Raw genomic sequence first — 15,699 nt, forward strand, 5'->3', positions numbered from 1 at the left:
GTTCTTACGCGGTCAGGGCGACGTGCATTTTCTGCAGCTTCGCGCGTACCGACGTGTCGAGCACCTGATCACCAACCACGATGCGTACACCACCGATCAACGTGGAATCCACTTTGACTGTAGGGTGCAACTTGCGGCCAAATTTCTTTTCCAAGAGCACTGAAAGCTCGCTCAACTGAGCTGCCGACATGTCAAATGCGCTGGTCACTTCTGCATCTGCAGCGCCTTCATGGGCGTTTTTCAGAGCATGAAACTGGAAAGCGATTTCCGGCAGCAAAGTCAGGCGGTCATAGTCAGCAAGTGTGTTGATGAAGTTTTTCGCTTCAGCAGTCACTGGAGATTTGATCGCAGACAAGAAAATCTCAGCTTTTTGATCAGCCGAGACTTTGGGGTTGTGTGCAAGAGCTTGTACATCGGGATGCGCACCTACCTGTGCCATTTCGGTAACCAGTTCCGACCAGGCGGACAGGTTACCGGATTGGGCAACACGAAACAGCGCTTCTGCGTAAGGACGAGCGATCGTTGCGATTTCGGCCATGATTACAGCTCGGTTTTCAGTTGGTTCAACAGATCCGCGTGAGCAGATGCGTTGACTTCACGTTTCAGAATTTGTTCTGCGCCTTTGACTGCCAGAGTGGCAACCTGGTCGCGCAATTCTTCGCGTGCTTTAGTCACTTGATTTTCAGCATCCGCTTTTGCTGCAGCAATAATGCGGGCAGCTTCAGCAGCAGCGGTGTTGCGAGCTTCTTCAACGATCAGAGCAGCGCGTTTTTCTGCGTTGATGATATGTGTTTTACTCTCTTCACCAGCAGCAGCCAATTGAGCCTGCACGCGCTTTTCAGCAGCTTGCATTTCCAACTTGCCTTTATCAGCAGCAGCCAAACCGTCTGCAATGCGCTTCATGCGCTCATCGATCGCACCAATCACTGGTGGCCAGATGAATTTTGCAGTCACCAAAGCCAGGATGAAAAACACCCCAGCCTGATACCACATAGATAGATTCAGATTCACTTTAGTTTCCTTATCAAATTAATCGTTCCGCAGGCCAGAGACCTGCGGTAGAAAAAGGAAAGCTATTAGCCTTTGAATGGGTTTGCAGTTGCGAAGAACATGGCGATACCAACACCGATAATGAACGCAGCATCGATAAGACCAGCCAACAACAACATTTTACCTTGCAGTTTGTCCATCAATTCTGGTTGACGAGCAGACGCTTCCAGATATTTACCACCCATCATAGCGATACCGATACAAGCACCCAAAGCGCCCAAACCGATGATCAAACCACAAGCCAATGCAACGAAAGCGACGTTAGTCATGAGAAAACTCCTAGAAAGTTAAAATTAAAATACCAAAATCAAAAAACTAAAACCAAAACCAAAACTAAAAACCTGAAACTTCAAACTTAATTAATGCGCTTCGTGAGCCTGACCCATATACACCAGAGTCAACATCATGAAAATAAACGCTTGCAGAGGTACGATCAGGATGTGGAAGATGGACCAGGCAGAACCCAGTACCAAATGACCAATACCGCCGAAGATGGAATCGGAAGCACCCAGCAAAGCTGCAATCAACAGGAACAACAATTCGCCAGCAAACATGTTGCCGAACAACCGCATACCGAGCGAGAAAGTTTTCGCTGCGTATTCAACCAGATTCAATGCCAGATTGAAAGGGAAGAGCATAGGACCAAACGGTGCGCTTAACAATTCCTTGATGAAACCGCCCACGCCTTTGATCTTGAAGCTGTAAAACATCATCAGGGCAAAAATACCGATGGAAATACCGAGAGTACCGTTCAAGTCAGCAGTGGGAACCACGCGGTGTGGCATTTCATGATCCAGGCCAAACAAGGGGAACAACCATTGGGAGAACAAATCAACTGGCAGGAAATCCAGGGAGTTCATCAATACCACCCAGACAAATACCGACAAGGCCATAGGGGCGATGAAGCTGGTGTTGCCGTGAACGATGCTTTTTGCATTGTTATCGACCATTTCGATGAGCATTTCTACTGCGCACTGGAAACGGCCAGGTACGCCGGAAGTCGCTTTGCGTGCTGCCAGATACATAATGATGGTGCCAAGCAAGCCGCAAAAGACTGACCAGATAACCGTATCAACGTTCACATACGACATGTCCCACAAGGACGTTTGTGCCTGGTGGCCGTGGTTTGTCAAATGCCCAAGGTGATGGGCTATATATTCTGACGGAGTGACTTGTTCAGCTGAGCTCATGATCAGTGCCTAAAGAGTAAAATGAAATAGCTTTTCAGTACGACGATGAAGGCGATCAAAAAGGCCGGCCAGTTGACATCGGGGTACCAGAAGACAACCGCTGCCATCAGCGCGACTGTCGATATAACTTTGAAAAATTCACCGATGAAAAAACTCATCGGATTTGCTCCTCCAGGCCTGCGGGCGCTCATAGTCAGGCGCAACGCGAACAAGGCATTTGGGATCGCACAAGATAATCCGCCGAACAGGGCAGACAATCCGTAAGAAATATTGCCGAAAATTCCAGCAAGCAAGCCCGCAACCAGCGCTGCTACCAGTTGCAGCAGTATGATGCGTGCCATGCTTCCCTCATTTATCCAGGACTTGCGCAAAATAGCAGCAATGGATCAAGCCCATCACCAGCCCCCATATCCAGTTTTGCACTGTGTTCATCAGGGGCTTTGCTGGACTATCTTGCGTAAGTCCTACAATTTTATAAATATGACAGTTGAATTTGACTGGCTTGCCACGATATAACCGGGCAGCGCAAATCCTCGCCAATCAAAACCACGGAATTATACGTGGTAGTGCGTTATAACGTCAAACGTTTGATGCATATGGTCAAAGCTTTGGTGCATTGCCCCAAAACCGGCCATTAATGCGCCATTTTGGTGATTTTTTAATTATTGTACTGGTTTTATCGTTTTTGCTGTTTTTGCTGTTTTTGCAATCAATGCGTTCAGCCAGTCCTGGCCTTGCTTCCAGCTACCCAGGCCAGATTCGCCATTGATATGGCCTTTTGCACCAATCAGGTGCAGCTCGGCTCCCCAGTTTTTTGCCCAGGCTTGTGCAATTGAGACATCGCACCAGGGGTCATCACTGGATGCTACCACGGCAACCGGGAAGGGAAACCTGGCCAGCGGCATGGGATTGAAAGTGGGTGCGGGGAAATTTTCTCGCCCGACATTCGGTGGCGCCACCAGAAACGCAGCTTTGACTTTGCTTTTATCTGCCACGTCCGGCATGCCGGACGCGAGCCACCAGGCAGTCAGCGCACAACCCATGCTGTGCGCCACCAGCACCACTTCGTCATCAACCGCATTTACGGCAGCGGACAAAGCGGCAACCCATACATCCTTGACCGGATGATCCCAGTCTTGTTGCGCTACTCTTTTTACATTTGCTAATTCGTCTTCCCAGCGTGTTTGCCAGTGGCCAGGGCCGGAGCTATACAGGCCGGGTAAAGTCAGTATCTGCATGGGTCAAATCTTCATTATTGTAGACTGAAGCAAAATTGTCCCAACAAGGCTTTCGCTTTAAGAAATAGCCCTTGCGGGGCTGTTCGTTTCGTTGGCAGACAACATGTTGTCTAAAACCCCAACTACACCGCAGCGACGAAGACAGTACTTTAGTACAGGTCTTGCTAAATGCGGGAGCTGCAACGCGGTTGGGGCGGTTTTGCTTCAGTCTATTGTCCGCGTATTTTTAGAATGATGCCGTCCAGGCTATCAAGGTCGGCAAAATCGATCAGCATCTGCCCCCTGCCCTTGCTGCCTAATTTAAGGGCAACCTGGGTCGCCAACAAATCGGACAACTCTTCTTCCAGGCGGGTGATGTCGCGGGATTTTTCTGCCTTGTCGCGCGGCTTGCCGTTGGCACTCATTTCTGCCGTGGTCTTGGCGACCAGCTTTTCTGCTTCACGGACAGACATGCGTTTGGCGACGATCTGGTTCGCCAGTTGTATCTGGGTAGCAGCGTCTGTCACCAGCAGGGAACGGGCATGGCCCATGTCGATGTCACCTGCCATGAGCATGGTTTGCACCGGCTTGGCCAGGTTCAACAAACGCAGCAGGTTGGATACTGCACTGCGTGAACGCCCTACTGCATTGGCTGCCTGCTCATGGGTAAACGAGAAATCCGTGATCAGCCTGTGTATACCCTGGGCTTCTTCCAGAGGATTCAGGTCTTCACGCTGCATGTTCTCGATGAGAGCCATGGCGGCGGCGGCCTGGTCATCCACATCCTTGACCAGTACCGGCACTTCTTCCATGCCTGCCATTTGCGAGGCGCGGAAACGGCGTTCACCGGCAATGATTTCGTAACGGGTTACGCCATTGTTTTGTCCTATCGGGCGAACCAGGATAGGTTGCATCAAACCCTGGGCCTTGATGGAGGCCGCCAGCTCGGCCAGTGCGCCCTCGTCCATGCGGGTACGGGGTTGATACTTGCCAGCCTGCATTTGTGCCACGTTCAGGCTGGTAGGGGCACCAGTGACGGTAGGTACAACTTCGGCAAAGTCGGCGGCGCCGCCGAGCAAGGCGTCCAGGCCACGGCCCAGACCTTTTTGTTTTTTGATCGACATACTTATTTTTCCAGTTGTTTAATTCTTTCCACCATCTCTGCACCAAAGGCAATATAGGCTTGCGCCCCTTTGGATGCAGGATCAAACACCACGCCGGGGATACCGTAAGATGGTGCTTCTGCCAGACGCACATTGCGCGGGATCAGGGTCTTGAAGACCTTGTCGCCAAAATGCTGCTCGAGCTGGTCGGAGACTTGTTGCGACAAGGTCATGCGCGGGTCAAACATCACGCGCAGCAAACCGACTATCTTCAGGTCAGGATTGAGGTTGGCGGAGACTTTCTTGATGGTATTGGCCAGGTCAGACAAGCCTTCGAGTGCATAGTATTCGCACTGCATGGGGATGATCACACCATGCGCCGCGCACAGGCCATTCAAAGTCAGTAGTGACAGTGCTGGCGGACAATCAATGAGAATGAAGTCATAATCAGCATCAACCTTGGCCAGAGCTTCACGCAGGCGCTTGTCTCGGTTGTCCAGAGACACCATTTCAACTTCAGCGCCGGCCAGTTCGCGGTTGGCTGGCAAGACATCAAAACGGCCAGACTCAGAGCGCAGCGTGGCCGTTGTCACGTCCGACAAGCCCAGCAAGACTTCATAGATGGAAGCAGTCAGTTTGGATTTGTTGATACCAGCGCCCATGGTGGCATTACCCTGGGGGTCGAGATCAACAAGTAAGACGCGTTGATCGAGTTTCGCCAGGCCTGCGGCGAGATTGACGGTAGTTGTGGTTTTACCCACGCCACCTTTTTGGTTTGCTACACAAAAGATTTTTGCCATAGAGGTTTCCGTGAGATCAGGCCTGGGTTTTCTTGATAAAGACGAGGTGACGTTCTGCCTGCAAGCCAGGCACCGTCAAGGCTTGCAACTTATCCACATGCCAGCCAGCAGGCAGGCTGTCTATTTCCTGTTTCGGTTCCACGCCTTTCATGGCGATGAACTGGCCGCCGTCTGCCAGCAGATGACCCGACCAGTTGACGAAATTGGCCAGTTCAGAGAAAGCGCGTGAAGTAATGACGTCAAATGCTTCTTTGACCTGCAGAGCTTCTACCCTGCCAGTATGGACGGTCACATTCTTTAAACCCAGCTCAGTCTTGGCCTGGGTCAGAAAGGCAGTCTTTTTACTGACCGTATCTATCATGGACACTTTTGCCTGTGGATAAGTAATCGCCAGCATCATACCGGGCAAACCACCACCGGCACCCACATCGAGTATATTTTTTGCATCCTTGAATGCCGGAGCCGCAGAAAGCGAATCCAGCAAATGTTGCCTCACCATTTCTTTGGGGTCGCGGATAGCCGTCAAGTTATACACGGAGTTCCATTTTGACAATAATGACAAATAAGCAATCATGTTATCAATTTGATCATTATTTAAATTCAGCGATAATTCCTCAACACCACTCTGCAGCGTCGCTCTTAAGTGCACATGTTCCACGTGAATCATATGGCCCTGCCCTCGATTAGCTTTTTGTTTTTCATTTCAATTTTATTCTTCGTCTTTATTCACGCCTGGTTGCGTGCGGATGCCAACGGCACTTTCAAACGCACATGCTGTTGATGTTCCATGTGAATCATTCTGCGGCCAGGCCTTCCGCCACAATATCCTTGCTTACCAAAAACTCTTTAAAACCGCGCTTTTTCAGATGCACCAAAAGCAGGGAAATCGCCGCAGGCGTCACGCCAGAAATACGGCCACATTGCCCCAGGCTTTCAGGTTGATGCTTGTTGAGTTTTTGCCTGACTTCGATGGAAAGCCCATTGACTTCCATATAATCAAAAGCTGCCGGCATTTTGAGATTTTCAAAATGCGCATGGCGCTCCACCTCTTTGGCCTGTCTGTCTATATAACCGGCATATTTAACCTGTATCTCAACCTGCTCGCGCACATGGGGATCGGCCACACCTGGTCCAGCCAGTTCCTGCCCTTCAACACCTTGCAAACTCATGAGACTTTCATAAGTCACTTGTGGGCGACGCAGCAAATCAGCGAGGGAATATTCACGCTCTAACGCTTTGCCAACAACGCGCTCGGCTTCAACATCCGCGAGAATGCGGGGATTGACCCAGGTAGAGCGCAGCCTTTCCATTTCACGGGAAACACTTTCACGTTTTTCTTCAAACTGCTGCCACTGCGCATCACTGACGCAACCGAGCTGGCGACCTATCTCAGTCAGGCGCATGTCGGCATTGTCTTCGCGCAAACTCAGGCGGAATTCAGCACGGCTGGTGAACATACGGTAAGGCTCTTGTACGCCCTTGGTAATCAGGTCATCCACCAGTACACCCAAATAGGCCTCATCACGGCGTGGCACCCAGGCTTCTTTACCCTGGGTTTTTAACGCGGCATTCAGGCCAGCCAACATGCCCTGGGCTGCTGCCTCTTCGTAACCCGTCGTGCCATTGATCTGTCCGGCAAAGAACAGGCCTTCAATCTGGCGGGTTTCCAGTGAAGATTTCAAACCACGCGGATCAAAATAATCATATTCAATCGCATAGCCAGGGCGCAGGATGTAAGCGCTTTCCATACCGCGCATCGAGCGTACCAAATCCAGCTGCACATCAAAAGGCAGACTGGTAGAGATACCGTTAGGATAGAACTCATTCGTGGTCAGGCCTTCAGGCTCCAGGAAAATCTGGTGTGATTCCTTGCTGGCAAAGCGATGTATCTTGTCTTCTATCGATGGGCAATAGCGTGGCCCCACCCCTTCAATGACACCCGTGTACATAGGACTGCGGTCGAGACCAGCGCGGATAATGTCATGGGTTTTTTCATTGGTATGGGTAATCCAGCATGGCAACTGCCTTGGGTGCATGCCAGTATTGCCCATATACGAGAACACTGGCACAGGATCGAGATCACCCGGCTGCTCTTGCATAAGTGAAAAATCGATGCTGCGACCATCTATGCGTGGCGGCGTACCTGTCTTCAACCTACCCTGCGGCAGCGCCAGCTCTTTCAAGCGGGCAGACAGGGATATCGCTGGCGGGTCACCAGCACGGCCAGCTGAGTAATTATTCAAGCCCACATGTATCTTCCCATCAAGGAAAGTGCCAGCTGTCAGCACGACTGCACGCGCGCGGAACTTGATGCCAACCTGGGTCACGGCACCGACAACGCGGTTACCTTCGACCAGCAAATCATCGACAGCCTGCTGAAACAGCCATAAATTAGGCTGATTTTCCAAGCGACTACGGATGGCTTGCTTGTACAAGATACGGTCAGCTTGTGCGCGGGTAGCACGAACAGCTGGGCCTTTGGATGAATTCAGGATACGAAATTGTATGCCTGCCTCATCTGTAGCAATCGCCATGGCACCACCCATGGCATCGACCTCTTTAACCAGATGCCCCTTACCTATCCCACCTATGGAGGGGTTGCAAGACATCTGGCCCAAGGTCTCAATATTATGGGTCAACAACAGTGTGGACTGCCCCATACGGGCAGAGGCAAGTGCAGCTTCGGTACCGGCGTGACCGCCGCCGACGACGATGACATCGAATTCTTTAGGATAAAACATGGTGGATTTCTGAGAAACTTGGGACGGGAGGCACGATTATAGTTTGTTTTGCGCGTAAACTTTTAGAGAGCTAAAGATTCTCTTTTTATGTAGAACTATGTTTCACGTGAAACATGAGGGGCACTACATAAGAAATGGGGCCGAAGCCCCATTTTTACCTGCTGTTTGTTTCACGTGAAACACTGCTATTTAAGAAAACCATCGTACGTTGTCTTGCATATCAGCGCGACCACCACGCCAAGGAACATCTTGCGAACAAACGAGGTGCCGTGTTTTATTGCTAAATGACTACCTAAAATAGAGCCGCCAACACCACATACCGCCATCGTCAATCCCAGCATCCAGAGTACGTGACCACTATAACCAAACCAGATAAGTGCCGCAGTATTGCAAGCAACATTCAATACTTTGGCTGCAGCAGACGCGCGCAGGAAATCATAGCCAAAAATACGAACGAACAAAAACATGAAGAAGCTACCTGTACCCGGCCCAAAGAAACCATCATAAAACCCTATGCCCGCTCCTACCAACATCGCCATATAGGTTTCTTTTGAACCCGAAAACACAGGTTTATTGTCTGCGCCAAACTCTTTCTTCTTGAAAGTATAGATCGCTACAGCCACCAGGATAAAGGGTAAAGCCTTGCGCAAATAGGTGGGCGGGATATGTGTCACGAGGAACGCCCCGGCAAAGGAAAAAGCAAATGCCATGAATGCAGCTGGCGCCACCATACTCCAGCGCAGGCTGACTGTCTTCATATAACGTGTCGCTGCCACCGTCGTTCCCCAGATACCCGCCATCTTATTGGTACCCAGCAAGGTCGCAGGTACCGTCCCAGGCATGAAAGAAAACAGGGCGGGAACCTGTATCAAGCCACCGCCACCGACGATGGAATCAACAAAACCAGCAAAGAAGGCCGCCAAAGCTAAAAGAAAAATATCCATATTGAGCACGTTTTATTTGTAATGGGAGGTCATCAAGTTGCCTCAAGAAAACACCTTGAGCAGCAAACAGGGCACAGATAACTTATACAGAAGCAAGCTGTGGGCAACAAGGTACAGGCGATGCCATAACAGTTGCAGCACTAATTTGCCGATTTGACTGGCTGCGACAAATCAGACAAGATGCAAATCCGGTGTAATCAATCTGTCGCTATTTGTCTTTCACAAGGATCAACGCAATGAAGATTTCCTTGTCGCTGATGTTTGCAGTAGGTATCCTGTTCAGTAACAGCAGTAAGGCACAAGCTGAAATCGAAATTCCCTTATGGCAAAACGGCGCACCCGGTCTGCAACATCAGCAACCAGAGACCGCAAACGACAGGCATGAAACAGGTCGCCTGGACAGATACATCAGCTACATCAGCAAGCCAACATTAACTATTTACCCTGCTCCCGCTGACAAGGCAACTGGTACTGCGATACTGGTCGTGCCGGGTGGTGGCTTCCGTTATGTCTGCATAGACAAGGAAGGGATAGAAGTAGCGCAATGGCTGAATGCTCAGGGCATTACCGCTGCCGTGCTGAAATACCGTACGCTGGCACCGGACGGCGACCGCAGCTGGAAGTCCATCCAGCCGCTGACGGCAGACACCAGCCGTGCCATGCGCGTGTTGCGGCAACATGCGAGTGAATGGAAAATCGACAGCAAGAAGATTGGCGTAATCGGCTTTTCTGCTGGTGGCATCATGGCGCTGCAACTGTTGACTGATCAGGATGAGGGGGATCCAAGTGCCGCCGATGCCGCAGAAAAGTTGGGCAACCGCGCCGACTTTATAACTCTGGTGTATACCGGCTTGCCCGGCAACAAGATGCCAAAGTTCAGCAAGAACACCCCGCCCGTGTTTATTGTCCATGCATCCGACGATCCCAAAGCAGTCCCGGTAGTCGGTGCCCCGGCTGAGCTGCATGCCTTCCGCCGTGGCGACCATGGCTTTGGCATGACACCTGCCAGCGGCAGCGTGCGCAACTGGACCAGCCTGTACGCAGACTGGATGCGCGACCTCAAGCTGCTGGACAAATAGAAAACACCAGCATGTGCTAAGGTAGATATCCCTACAACGAGCTAAGAACCTGTTTACGATCTGTAGCGAGCGTGCATCAGCGGGGTCGAGGGTAGCAAAAACGCAGCGAAACAGGCGGAATGTACTTAAGTACATGAGCATTTTGAGCAGCACATGAGCTCCCGCATTAATTTCTGTTGCGCTCGCGCAGTAAGATAGAAAACAAGTTCTCAATGAAAATGAGATAAAGATGAATGACTTTGAATTCAGAAGCGTCCCCAGCCTGATCAGCCAAACTGGTGCAGCAACGCGCCTGGGCAAAATCATACGCCAGGAATTTCCAGCGATTAGCCATGTACTGCTAGTGACCGATGCCGGTTTCCTGCGTACCGGCCTGGTCCAACCTGTCATTGACAGCCTGGAAACGGAACACCTCAAAGTCAATATTTTCTCTGACGTGATTGCCGATCCGCCAGAAGCCATCGTCTTGCAAGCTGTCGAGAATGCCCGCAGCCTGCAAGTGGAACTGGTCGTCGGCCTCGGCGGCGGCAGCTCCATGGACGTGGCCAAACTCATCGCCATCCTGGCAGGCAGCGATCAAAGCCTGTCCACCATGTATGGCATAGGCAACGTCAAAGGCACACGCCTGCCGTTGATACAAATCCCGACCACGGCTGGTACCGGGTCTGAAGTCACCCCCATCTCTATCGTCACCACAGGTGCCACCACCAAGATGGGCGTAGTCGCTCCACAGCTATATGCCGACATCGCCATCCTAGATGCGCATCTGACGACAGGCTTGCCAGCGAAGGTCACTGCTGCCACCGGCATCGATGCCATGGTGCATGCGATAGAAGCTTATACCACCAGGCATAAAAAGAACCCCTTGTCTGACATGCTGGCAGTACAGGCTTTGAAATTACTCTGGAACAACATCGACGAAGCCTGTACCAATGGCAGCAACCTGGTAGCAAGACAGTCCATGTTGCTGGGTGCCATGCTGGCGGGACAATCCTTTGCCAATGCCCCTTGCGCTGCGGTGCATGCGCTGGCCTATCCTATAGGTGGCATCTTCCACGTACCGCATGGCTTGTCGAATTCCCTGGTCCTGCCCCATGTACTGCGCTTCAATGCCAACCACGCAGCAGCGCTGTACGCCGAGTTGGCAGACATCATCGCGCCAGAAGCCACAGGCACGGCAGAGCAGCGCTGTCACGCCATGATCAAGGCCATGGAAGACCTCGCAGCCCGGGTAGGCATAGAAACCCGCCTGAGCCAGGTAGGTATTACCGAGAAAGACCTGGACCAGCTCGCCAGCGACGCCATGTTGCAAACGCGCCTGCTGGGGAATAATCCACGGGAAGTGACGAAAGAAGATGCGCGGGCAATTTACGCCGCGGCTTTGTAAGCGAGGATATGCAAAGGCCGGATGCGCGTGGGCCATATACGCATCCGGCATTTAGTGACAGCTGGTTTAATTACATAGAATCGACCAACACCGCATTCGCCTTATCCACCGCCGAATTGCCTTCCATCACAACAATATGGTTGATGGCATCACCATTTTTTACATCAACAGCAGCCAACTCCCGAACCGGCCCTATCATCGTGCCATTCACTGCACCTTTCGCATCCGTCCTGAAGACACCGCTGACACTGGCCTGCCCGTTCAGATACACGCTATATGTCGTTGCTGGCTTGAGCTTGAACAAGGACACTTCCAACGCATCCACTACGCCCAGGTTACGCAAGACCACAAAGCCACGGGCATCGCCCTTGACTGGCTGCAAACGGATATTGCCGGGCTCGCCATTACCACGCGGTAGCAGGTTCGCACTGCCGTTGCCGCTTTCCACCACATGCGACAAATACACCAGGGCCTGCGGTGCCTGGCCGCCACCCATATGGGCAATGACTTTATTGCTTGCGGTATCGACGACTTCCACCCCATCGCCATTTTCCAGCCCGACATACACACGGCTGCTGTCATCAGAAGTCCAGATGCCATGTGGCAAAGCGCCGGTAGCTATTGTTGCCAGCAGTACAGCACTCTTGTCGGTGCTATAGACCTTGACCACGTCCTCGCCACCTATACTCACATAGGCCAGGACTCTGCCACCAACTTTGGCAAAGGCAATGTGGTTGGTAATAAAACCGGTATCAAACAGGCTGATAACTTCCAGGGTCTTGGTATCGATACGTGTGACCTTGCCGACATCCTTATGCGTCATCCAGATTTCGCCGCCATCCGGCGTGAACTGCAGGAAGGGTGAAAACGGGCTGACCACGGGAATCTTTTTGATCACTTCGTGCGACTTGACGTCCACCACATCGACAGCCGCTGTAAAGCTGGACACCACGAAAGCCAGTTTGCCATCAGGATGAAACTGCACCATGCCCGGCCCCAGACCGGTCTGGATGCGGCGGGTTTCCTTGAAGCTGACAGGGTCAATCACCGACACATAATCCTCACCGCGCACGACCACCCACACCTCTTTACCGTCAGCGCTGAAAAAGCCTTCATGTGGTGAGCGACCCACATAAGTCGTGCCTTTGACCTTGTTGGTGGCAGTGTCGATAAAGCTCACCGCATTCGATCCATTGGAAATCGCCAGCAAGGTTTTATGATCCGGAGAAAAGCCCAGGCCATGCACATTGATCTGGCCCCTGTACAAAGGTGAAAGCACATCCGGACGCGCATTGCCCAGGCGTATCTGCCCGACCAGTGTATTCGTGGCGGGGTTGAATACAGATACAGTATTGCTGTTCTGGTCGGCGGTATAAACACGATCTTGTGCGGGTGGCAGGGCCTGTGCAGATGGCAAAAGCAAGCCCATGGCAGCAGCAGCCAATAGATAAGAGGTATTTTTCATGAGATTCATTTTTAAATTGGGGGAGGATTACTTCTTCTCTGACACATCGGCGTGATGTTTCAACCAGGCTTGCATCAGGCGGATTTCGTTTTGCTGTTCCGTGATAATGCCCAGTGCCAGGTTGCGGATTTCCGGGTCCTTGGTGTATAGCAGCATGCCTTTCGCCATATCCACCGCGCCCTGATGGTGTGGGATCATCATGGTGATGAAATCATGTTCCGATACGCCATTCATGTATGCGCGCTGCATACCGTCATCCATGACAGACATGGCATCTTCCATGAGTTTGCCAAAAGGCTCGGCGGTACTGGCGACAAACACGGGCGGAGGGCCAGAAGTTGTGCCGGAACCATGATGGTGGTGGGCTTCCTGCGCACTGACCACCGCAGTGGACAGCGCAAGACAAACCACAGCAGGCAGTTGCCACATGAAACCAGAACCGGCGTTGAAGATAAAGTTACGCATTAATAGCCCTCTCTAAGATTGAATATCTGACTCGCATCTTAAAAGGCAGATGCTGAATTTCTCATGTCTTTTGGATGACAAATTTGTCATCCTGAAAAGCAGGGCCAGGATGTAAAATCAATTTCAAGACAGGTGTGTAGCAGGCAGAACAGGAATATAAATGACCCTACTCGTCATTGAAGATGATCAAAAAACCGGTGACTACCTGAAGAAAGGTTTTCAGGAATCCGGCTATGCCGTGGACCTGGCCCGCAATGGCATCGATGGCTTGCACCTGGCTCTGGAAGGCGAGCATGAGCTGATTATTCTGGACGTGATGATGCCGGGTATGGATGGCTGGACCTTGCTCAGCACGGTGCGCGCCAGGCGCGATGTACCAGTAATTTTCCTGACAGCAAAAGACCGTCTCGACGACAAACTGAAGGGCCTGCAACTGGGTGCCGACGATTACCTGGTCAAACCATTTTCATTTGCAGAACTGCTATTGCGTGTACGGACCATACTGCGGCGTGGTGTAGCGAGAGATAGCCGTGATGCAGATATTTTCCAGATCGGCGACCTGCAATTTGATGCGATCAAACACAAAGTCACACGGCAAGGTGTACAGATCGTACTGACAAAAAAAGAATTCATGCTGTTGCATTTGCTAATCAAGCGGCAAGGGGAAGCCCTGTCCCGTTCCGTCATTGCCTCCCAGGTATGGGATATGAATTTTGACAGCGATACCAATGTCGTCGATGTCGCCGTCAAACGCCTGCGCGCGAAAATCGATGCGCCTTTTGAACAAAAACTCATCCAGACCGTGCGCAGCGTAGGCTATATGTTTTCGGACCAGCCATGAAATTCTGGAACCACTGGGAACTGCGCTACCGGGTCGCCACGCTATTTGGCCTGGTGGCCTGCCTGGTCATGGCCGGACTGGGTTTCTACCTGTATGCCTCGGTCAGGCAGGCCATGGAAATGCGCGCCGACTACACCTTGATAGGCAGGGTGCAACACTTCCGCAATCTCTTTCATGACCTGTACGACATCAAGCAGATGGAAGAGCGTCCGGGCTTGTTCGAAAGCATGCTCGGCAATGAACAGGATGTGCGCATTTTCAAGCGGGTTGGTGACGCGCCGTTTATACAGGTGAACCCTGGCAAGCTGACACCGCCAGCCATACCTGCGGTGCCAGTAGGAACAGCCCTCAACATAGACGCCCTGCGCACTGGGCAAGCCGACAATGGCGTGCGAGTGCGCTGGGTGACCGCGCTGGCCATGCTGGGCACCAACAAGGATACGATAGAGATCACGGCAGCCTATGTCATGACACAGGAATCCAAAGTCCTGTCCACCTATCTGTACCGCGTCATGGCCGCAGTCGCCCTCACCGCTCTGCTGACCACAGCACTGGCTTTTATCATTTTGAGTCGTGGCCTGCGGCCCATCAAACTCATGCATGACAAAGCCGCAGAAATCACCCCGGCAAAATTGTCCATGCGCTTTGAAATGACAGATGCCCCACCGGAATTGCGTTCACTGACGCTGGCCTTTGATGCCATGCTCGACAGGCTGGAAAAAGGCTATGCGCATCTGAACCAGTTTTCTGCCGACCTCGCCCACGAAGTGCGTACTCCCGTTAACATCATGATGGGCCAGTCACAAGTCGTGCTGTGCCAGGCCAGAAGCGCGGCAGAATATGAGCAAGTGCTGGAATCGAATGTGGAAGAATTATCCCGCCTGGCACGCATCATAGAAAACATCCTGTTCCTCGCCAATGCCGACCAGGAAACAGTGGTCGCAGACCGGGTGGAAATTGATGTAGTGGCTGAGCTGGAAAAGATCGCCGAGTATTTCGAACCACTGGCAGAAGAAAGACAGATGCATTTTGAAGTCACGGCGCATGGCAGCATCTTTGCCAATCTCATCATGTGGCGCCGCGCCGTCAACAATCTGGTATTGAATGCCATACGCTACGGCAAATCCGGTACGACAATCCAGTTGATCAGCGGGCAAAATGATTCGGCTGCTGTCATCTCAGTCATCAATCGATGTGAGGCATCACAAGCACCGGACACCGACCGCATGTTCGACCGCTTTTATCGCGGCGATACATCACGCAGTGCCTACACGGAATCGAATGGCCTGGGTCTGTCCATCGTCCGCGCCATCATGCACCTGCATCATGGTGCGGCCAGTGTGACTTATCTTGCAGAAGCAAACACCATCTGTTTCAAACTGCAATTTCCAGGTACGGCACTAAAATAAATTTGCCA

17 protein-coding genes are annotated in these 15,699 nt (G+C 51.8%); 4 read left to right on the forward strand and 13 right to left on the reverse strand.

Going from position 1 to position 15,699, the window contains the following annotated elements; translation table 11 throughout:
- Nucleotides 1–4: 4 nt before the first annotated feature.
- The 11 genes from ACO0LG_RS24475 to ACO0LG_RS24525 form a co-directional block, all read right to left on the reverse strand.
- A complete protein-coding gene (locus ACO0LG_RS24475) occupies nt 5–538 on the reverse strand; it encodes a F0F1 ATP synthase subunit delta (RefSeq protein WP_423030354.1) in 534 nt (177 codons plus the stop codon).
- 2 nt (nt 539–540) lie between these two features.
- Entirely contained in the window at nt 541–1,011 is a 471-nt protein-coding gene (locus tag ACO0LG_RS24480; RefSeq protein WP_422951672.1) for a F0F1 ATP synthase subunit B, read from the reverse strand.
- A 65-nt stretch (nt 1,012–1,076) separates the two neighbouring features.
- On the reverse strand, nt 1,077–1,319 hold the full coding sequence (gene atpE / locus ACO0LG_RS24485; RefSeq protein ID WP_186917574.1) for a F0F1 ATP synthase subunit C: 243 nt from the start codon (nt 1,317–1,319) through the stop codon (nt 1,077–1,079).
- Between the two features lie 90 nt (nt 1,320–1,409).
- Nucleotides 1,410–2,240, reverse strand: a complete 831-nt coding sequence (atpB, locus tag ACO0LG_RS24490) for a F0F1 ATP synthase subunit A (RefSeq protein WP_423030356.1) — start codon at nt 2,238–2,240, stop codon at nt 1,410–1,412.
- 2 nt (nt 2,241–2,242) lie between these two features.
- Nucleotides 2,243–2,581: an ATP synthase subunit I gene (locus ACO0LG_RS24495; protein ID WP_162044020.1), complete on the reverse strand. Its 339-nt coding sequence runs from the start codon at nt 2,579–2,581 to the stop codon at nt 2,243–2,245.
- 321 nt (nt 2,582–2,902) lie between these two features.
- Nucleotides 2,903–3,478: an RBBP9/YdeN family alpha/beta hydrolase gene (locus ACO0LG_RS24500; protein ID WP_423030358.1), complete on the reverse strand. Its 576-nt coding sequence runs from the start codon at nt 3,476–3,478 to the stop codon at nt 2,903–2,905.
- A 209-nt stretch (nt 3,479–3,687) separates the two neighbouring features.
- Nucleotides 3,688–4,581: a ParB/RepB/Spo0J family partition protein gene (locus tag ACO0LG_RS24505; protein ID WP_423030360.1), complete on the reverse strand. Its 894-nt coding sequence runs from the start codon at nt 4,579–4,581 to the stop codon at nt 3,688–3,690.
- A gap of 2 nt (nt 4,582–4,583) precedes the next feature.
- The gene (locus ACO0LG_RS24510) at nt 4,584–5,360 is read right to left on the reverse strand and encodes a ParA family protein (protein ID WP_423030362.1); all 777 of its coding nucleotides are present in this window, start codon (nt 5,358–5,360) and stop codon (nt 4,584–4,586) included.
- Between the two features lie 16 nt (nt 5,361–5,376).
- Nucleotides 5,377–6,027 (reverse strand): 16S rRNA (guanine(527)-N(7))-methyltransferase RsmG, encoded by a 651-nt coding sequence (gene rsmG, locus ACO0LG_RS24515; RefSeq protein WP_423030364.1) that lies wholly within the window; start codon nt 6,025–6,027, stop codon nt 5,377–5,379.
- Nucleotides 6,028–6,154: 127 nt separating this feature from the next.
- Nucleotides 6,155–8,101, reverse strand: coding sequence for a tRNA uridine-5-carboxymethylaminomethyl(34) synthesis enzyme MnmG (mnmG, locus tag ACO0LG_RS24520; protein ID WP_423030366.1), 1,947 nt, complete (start codon nt 8,099–8,101; stop codon nt 6,155–6,157).
- Nucleotides 8,102–8,286: 185 nt separating this feature from the next.
- Nucleotides 8,287–9,045 carry a TSUP family transporter gene (locus tag ACO0LG_RS24525; RefSeq protein WP_423030368.1) on the reverse strand — a complete coding sequence of 253 codons (759 nt, stop codon included), beginning with the start codon at nt 9,043–9,045 and terminating at the stop codon, nt 8,287–8,289.
- Nucleotides 9,046–9,281: 236 nt separating this feature from the next.
- Here ACO0LG_RS24525 and ACO0LG_RS24530 point away from each other — a divergent pair, with 236 nt between their 5' ends.
- Entirely contained in the window at nt 9,282–10,124 is an 843-nt protein-coding gene (locus ACO0LG_RS24530; RefSeq protein WP_423030370.1) for an alpha/beta hydrolase, read from the forward strand.
- A gap of 229 nt (nt 10,125–10,353) precedes the next feature.
- The gene (locus ACO0LG_RS24535) at nt 10,354–11,511 is read left to right on the forward strand and encodes an iron-containing alcohol dehydrogenase (RefSeq protein WP_423030372.1); all 1,158 of its coding nucleotides are present in this window, start codon (nt 10,354–10,356) and stop codon (nt 11,509–11,511) included.
- 70 nt (nt 11,512–11,581) lie between these two features.
- On the opposite strand, the gene ACO0LG_RS24540 is transcribed toward ACO0LG_RS24535, so the two are convergent.
- Nucleotides 11,582–12,976: a beta-propeller fold lactonase family protein gene (locus tag ACO0LG_RS24540; RefSeq protein WP_423030374.1), complete on the reverse strand. Its 1,395-nt coding sequence runs from the start codon at nt 12,974–12,976 to the stop codon at nt 11,582–11,584.
- A 27-nt stretch (nt 12,977–13,003) separates the two neighbouring features.
- Nucleotides 13,004–13,441, reverse strand: a complete 438-nt coding sequence (locus ACO0LG_RS24545; protein WP_423030376.1) for a DUF305 domain-containing protein — start codon at nt 13,439–13,441, stop codon at nt 13,004–13,006.
- A gap of 160 nt (nt 13,442–13,601) precedes the next feature.
- Between ACO0LG_RS24545 and ACO0LG_RS24550 the strand changes: the two genes are divergently transcribed.
- Nucleotides 13,602–14,282, forward strand: coding sequence for a heavy metal response regulator transcription factor (locus tag ACO0LG_RS24550; protein ID WP_423030378.1), 681 nt, complete (start codon nt 13,602–13,604; stop codon nt 14,280–14,282).
- The gene (locus ACO0LG_RS24555) at nt 14,279–15,691 is read left to right on the forward strand and encodes a heavy metal sensor histidine kinase (protein WP_423030380.1); all 1,413 of its coding nucleotides are present in this window, start codon (nt 14,279–14,281) and stop codon (nt 15,689–15,691) included. The genes ACO0LG_RS24550 and ACO0LG_RS24555 overlap by 4 nt, the downstream gene beginning before the upstream one ends.
- Nucleotides 15,692–15,699 lie beyond the last annotated feature (8 nt).

This window comes from Undibacterium sp. Ji42W (assembly GCF_049340405.1).
GTDB lineage: Bacteria > Pseudomonadota > Gammaproteobacteria > Burkholderiales > Burkholderiaceae_D > Undibacterium.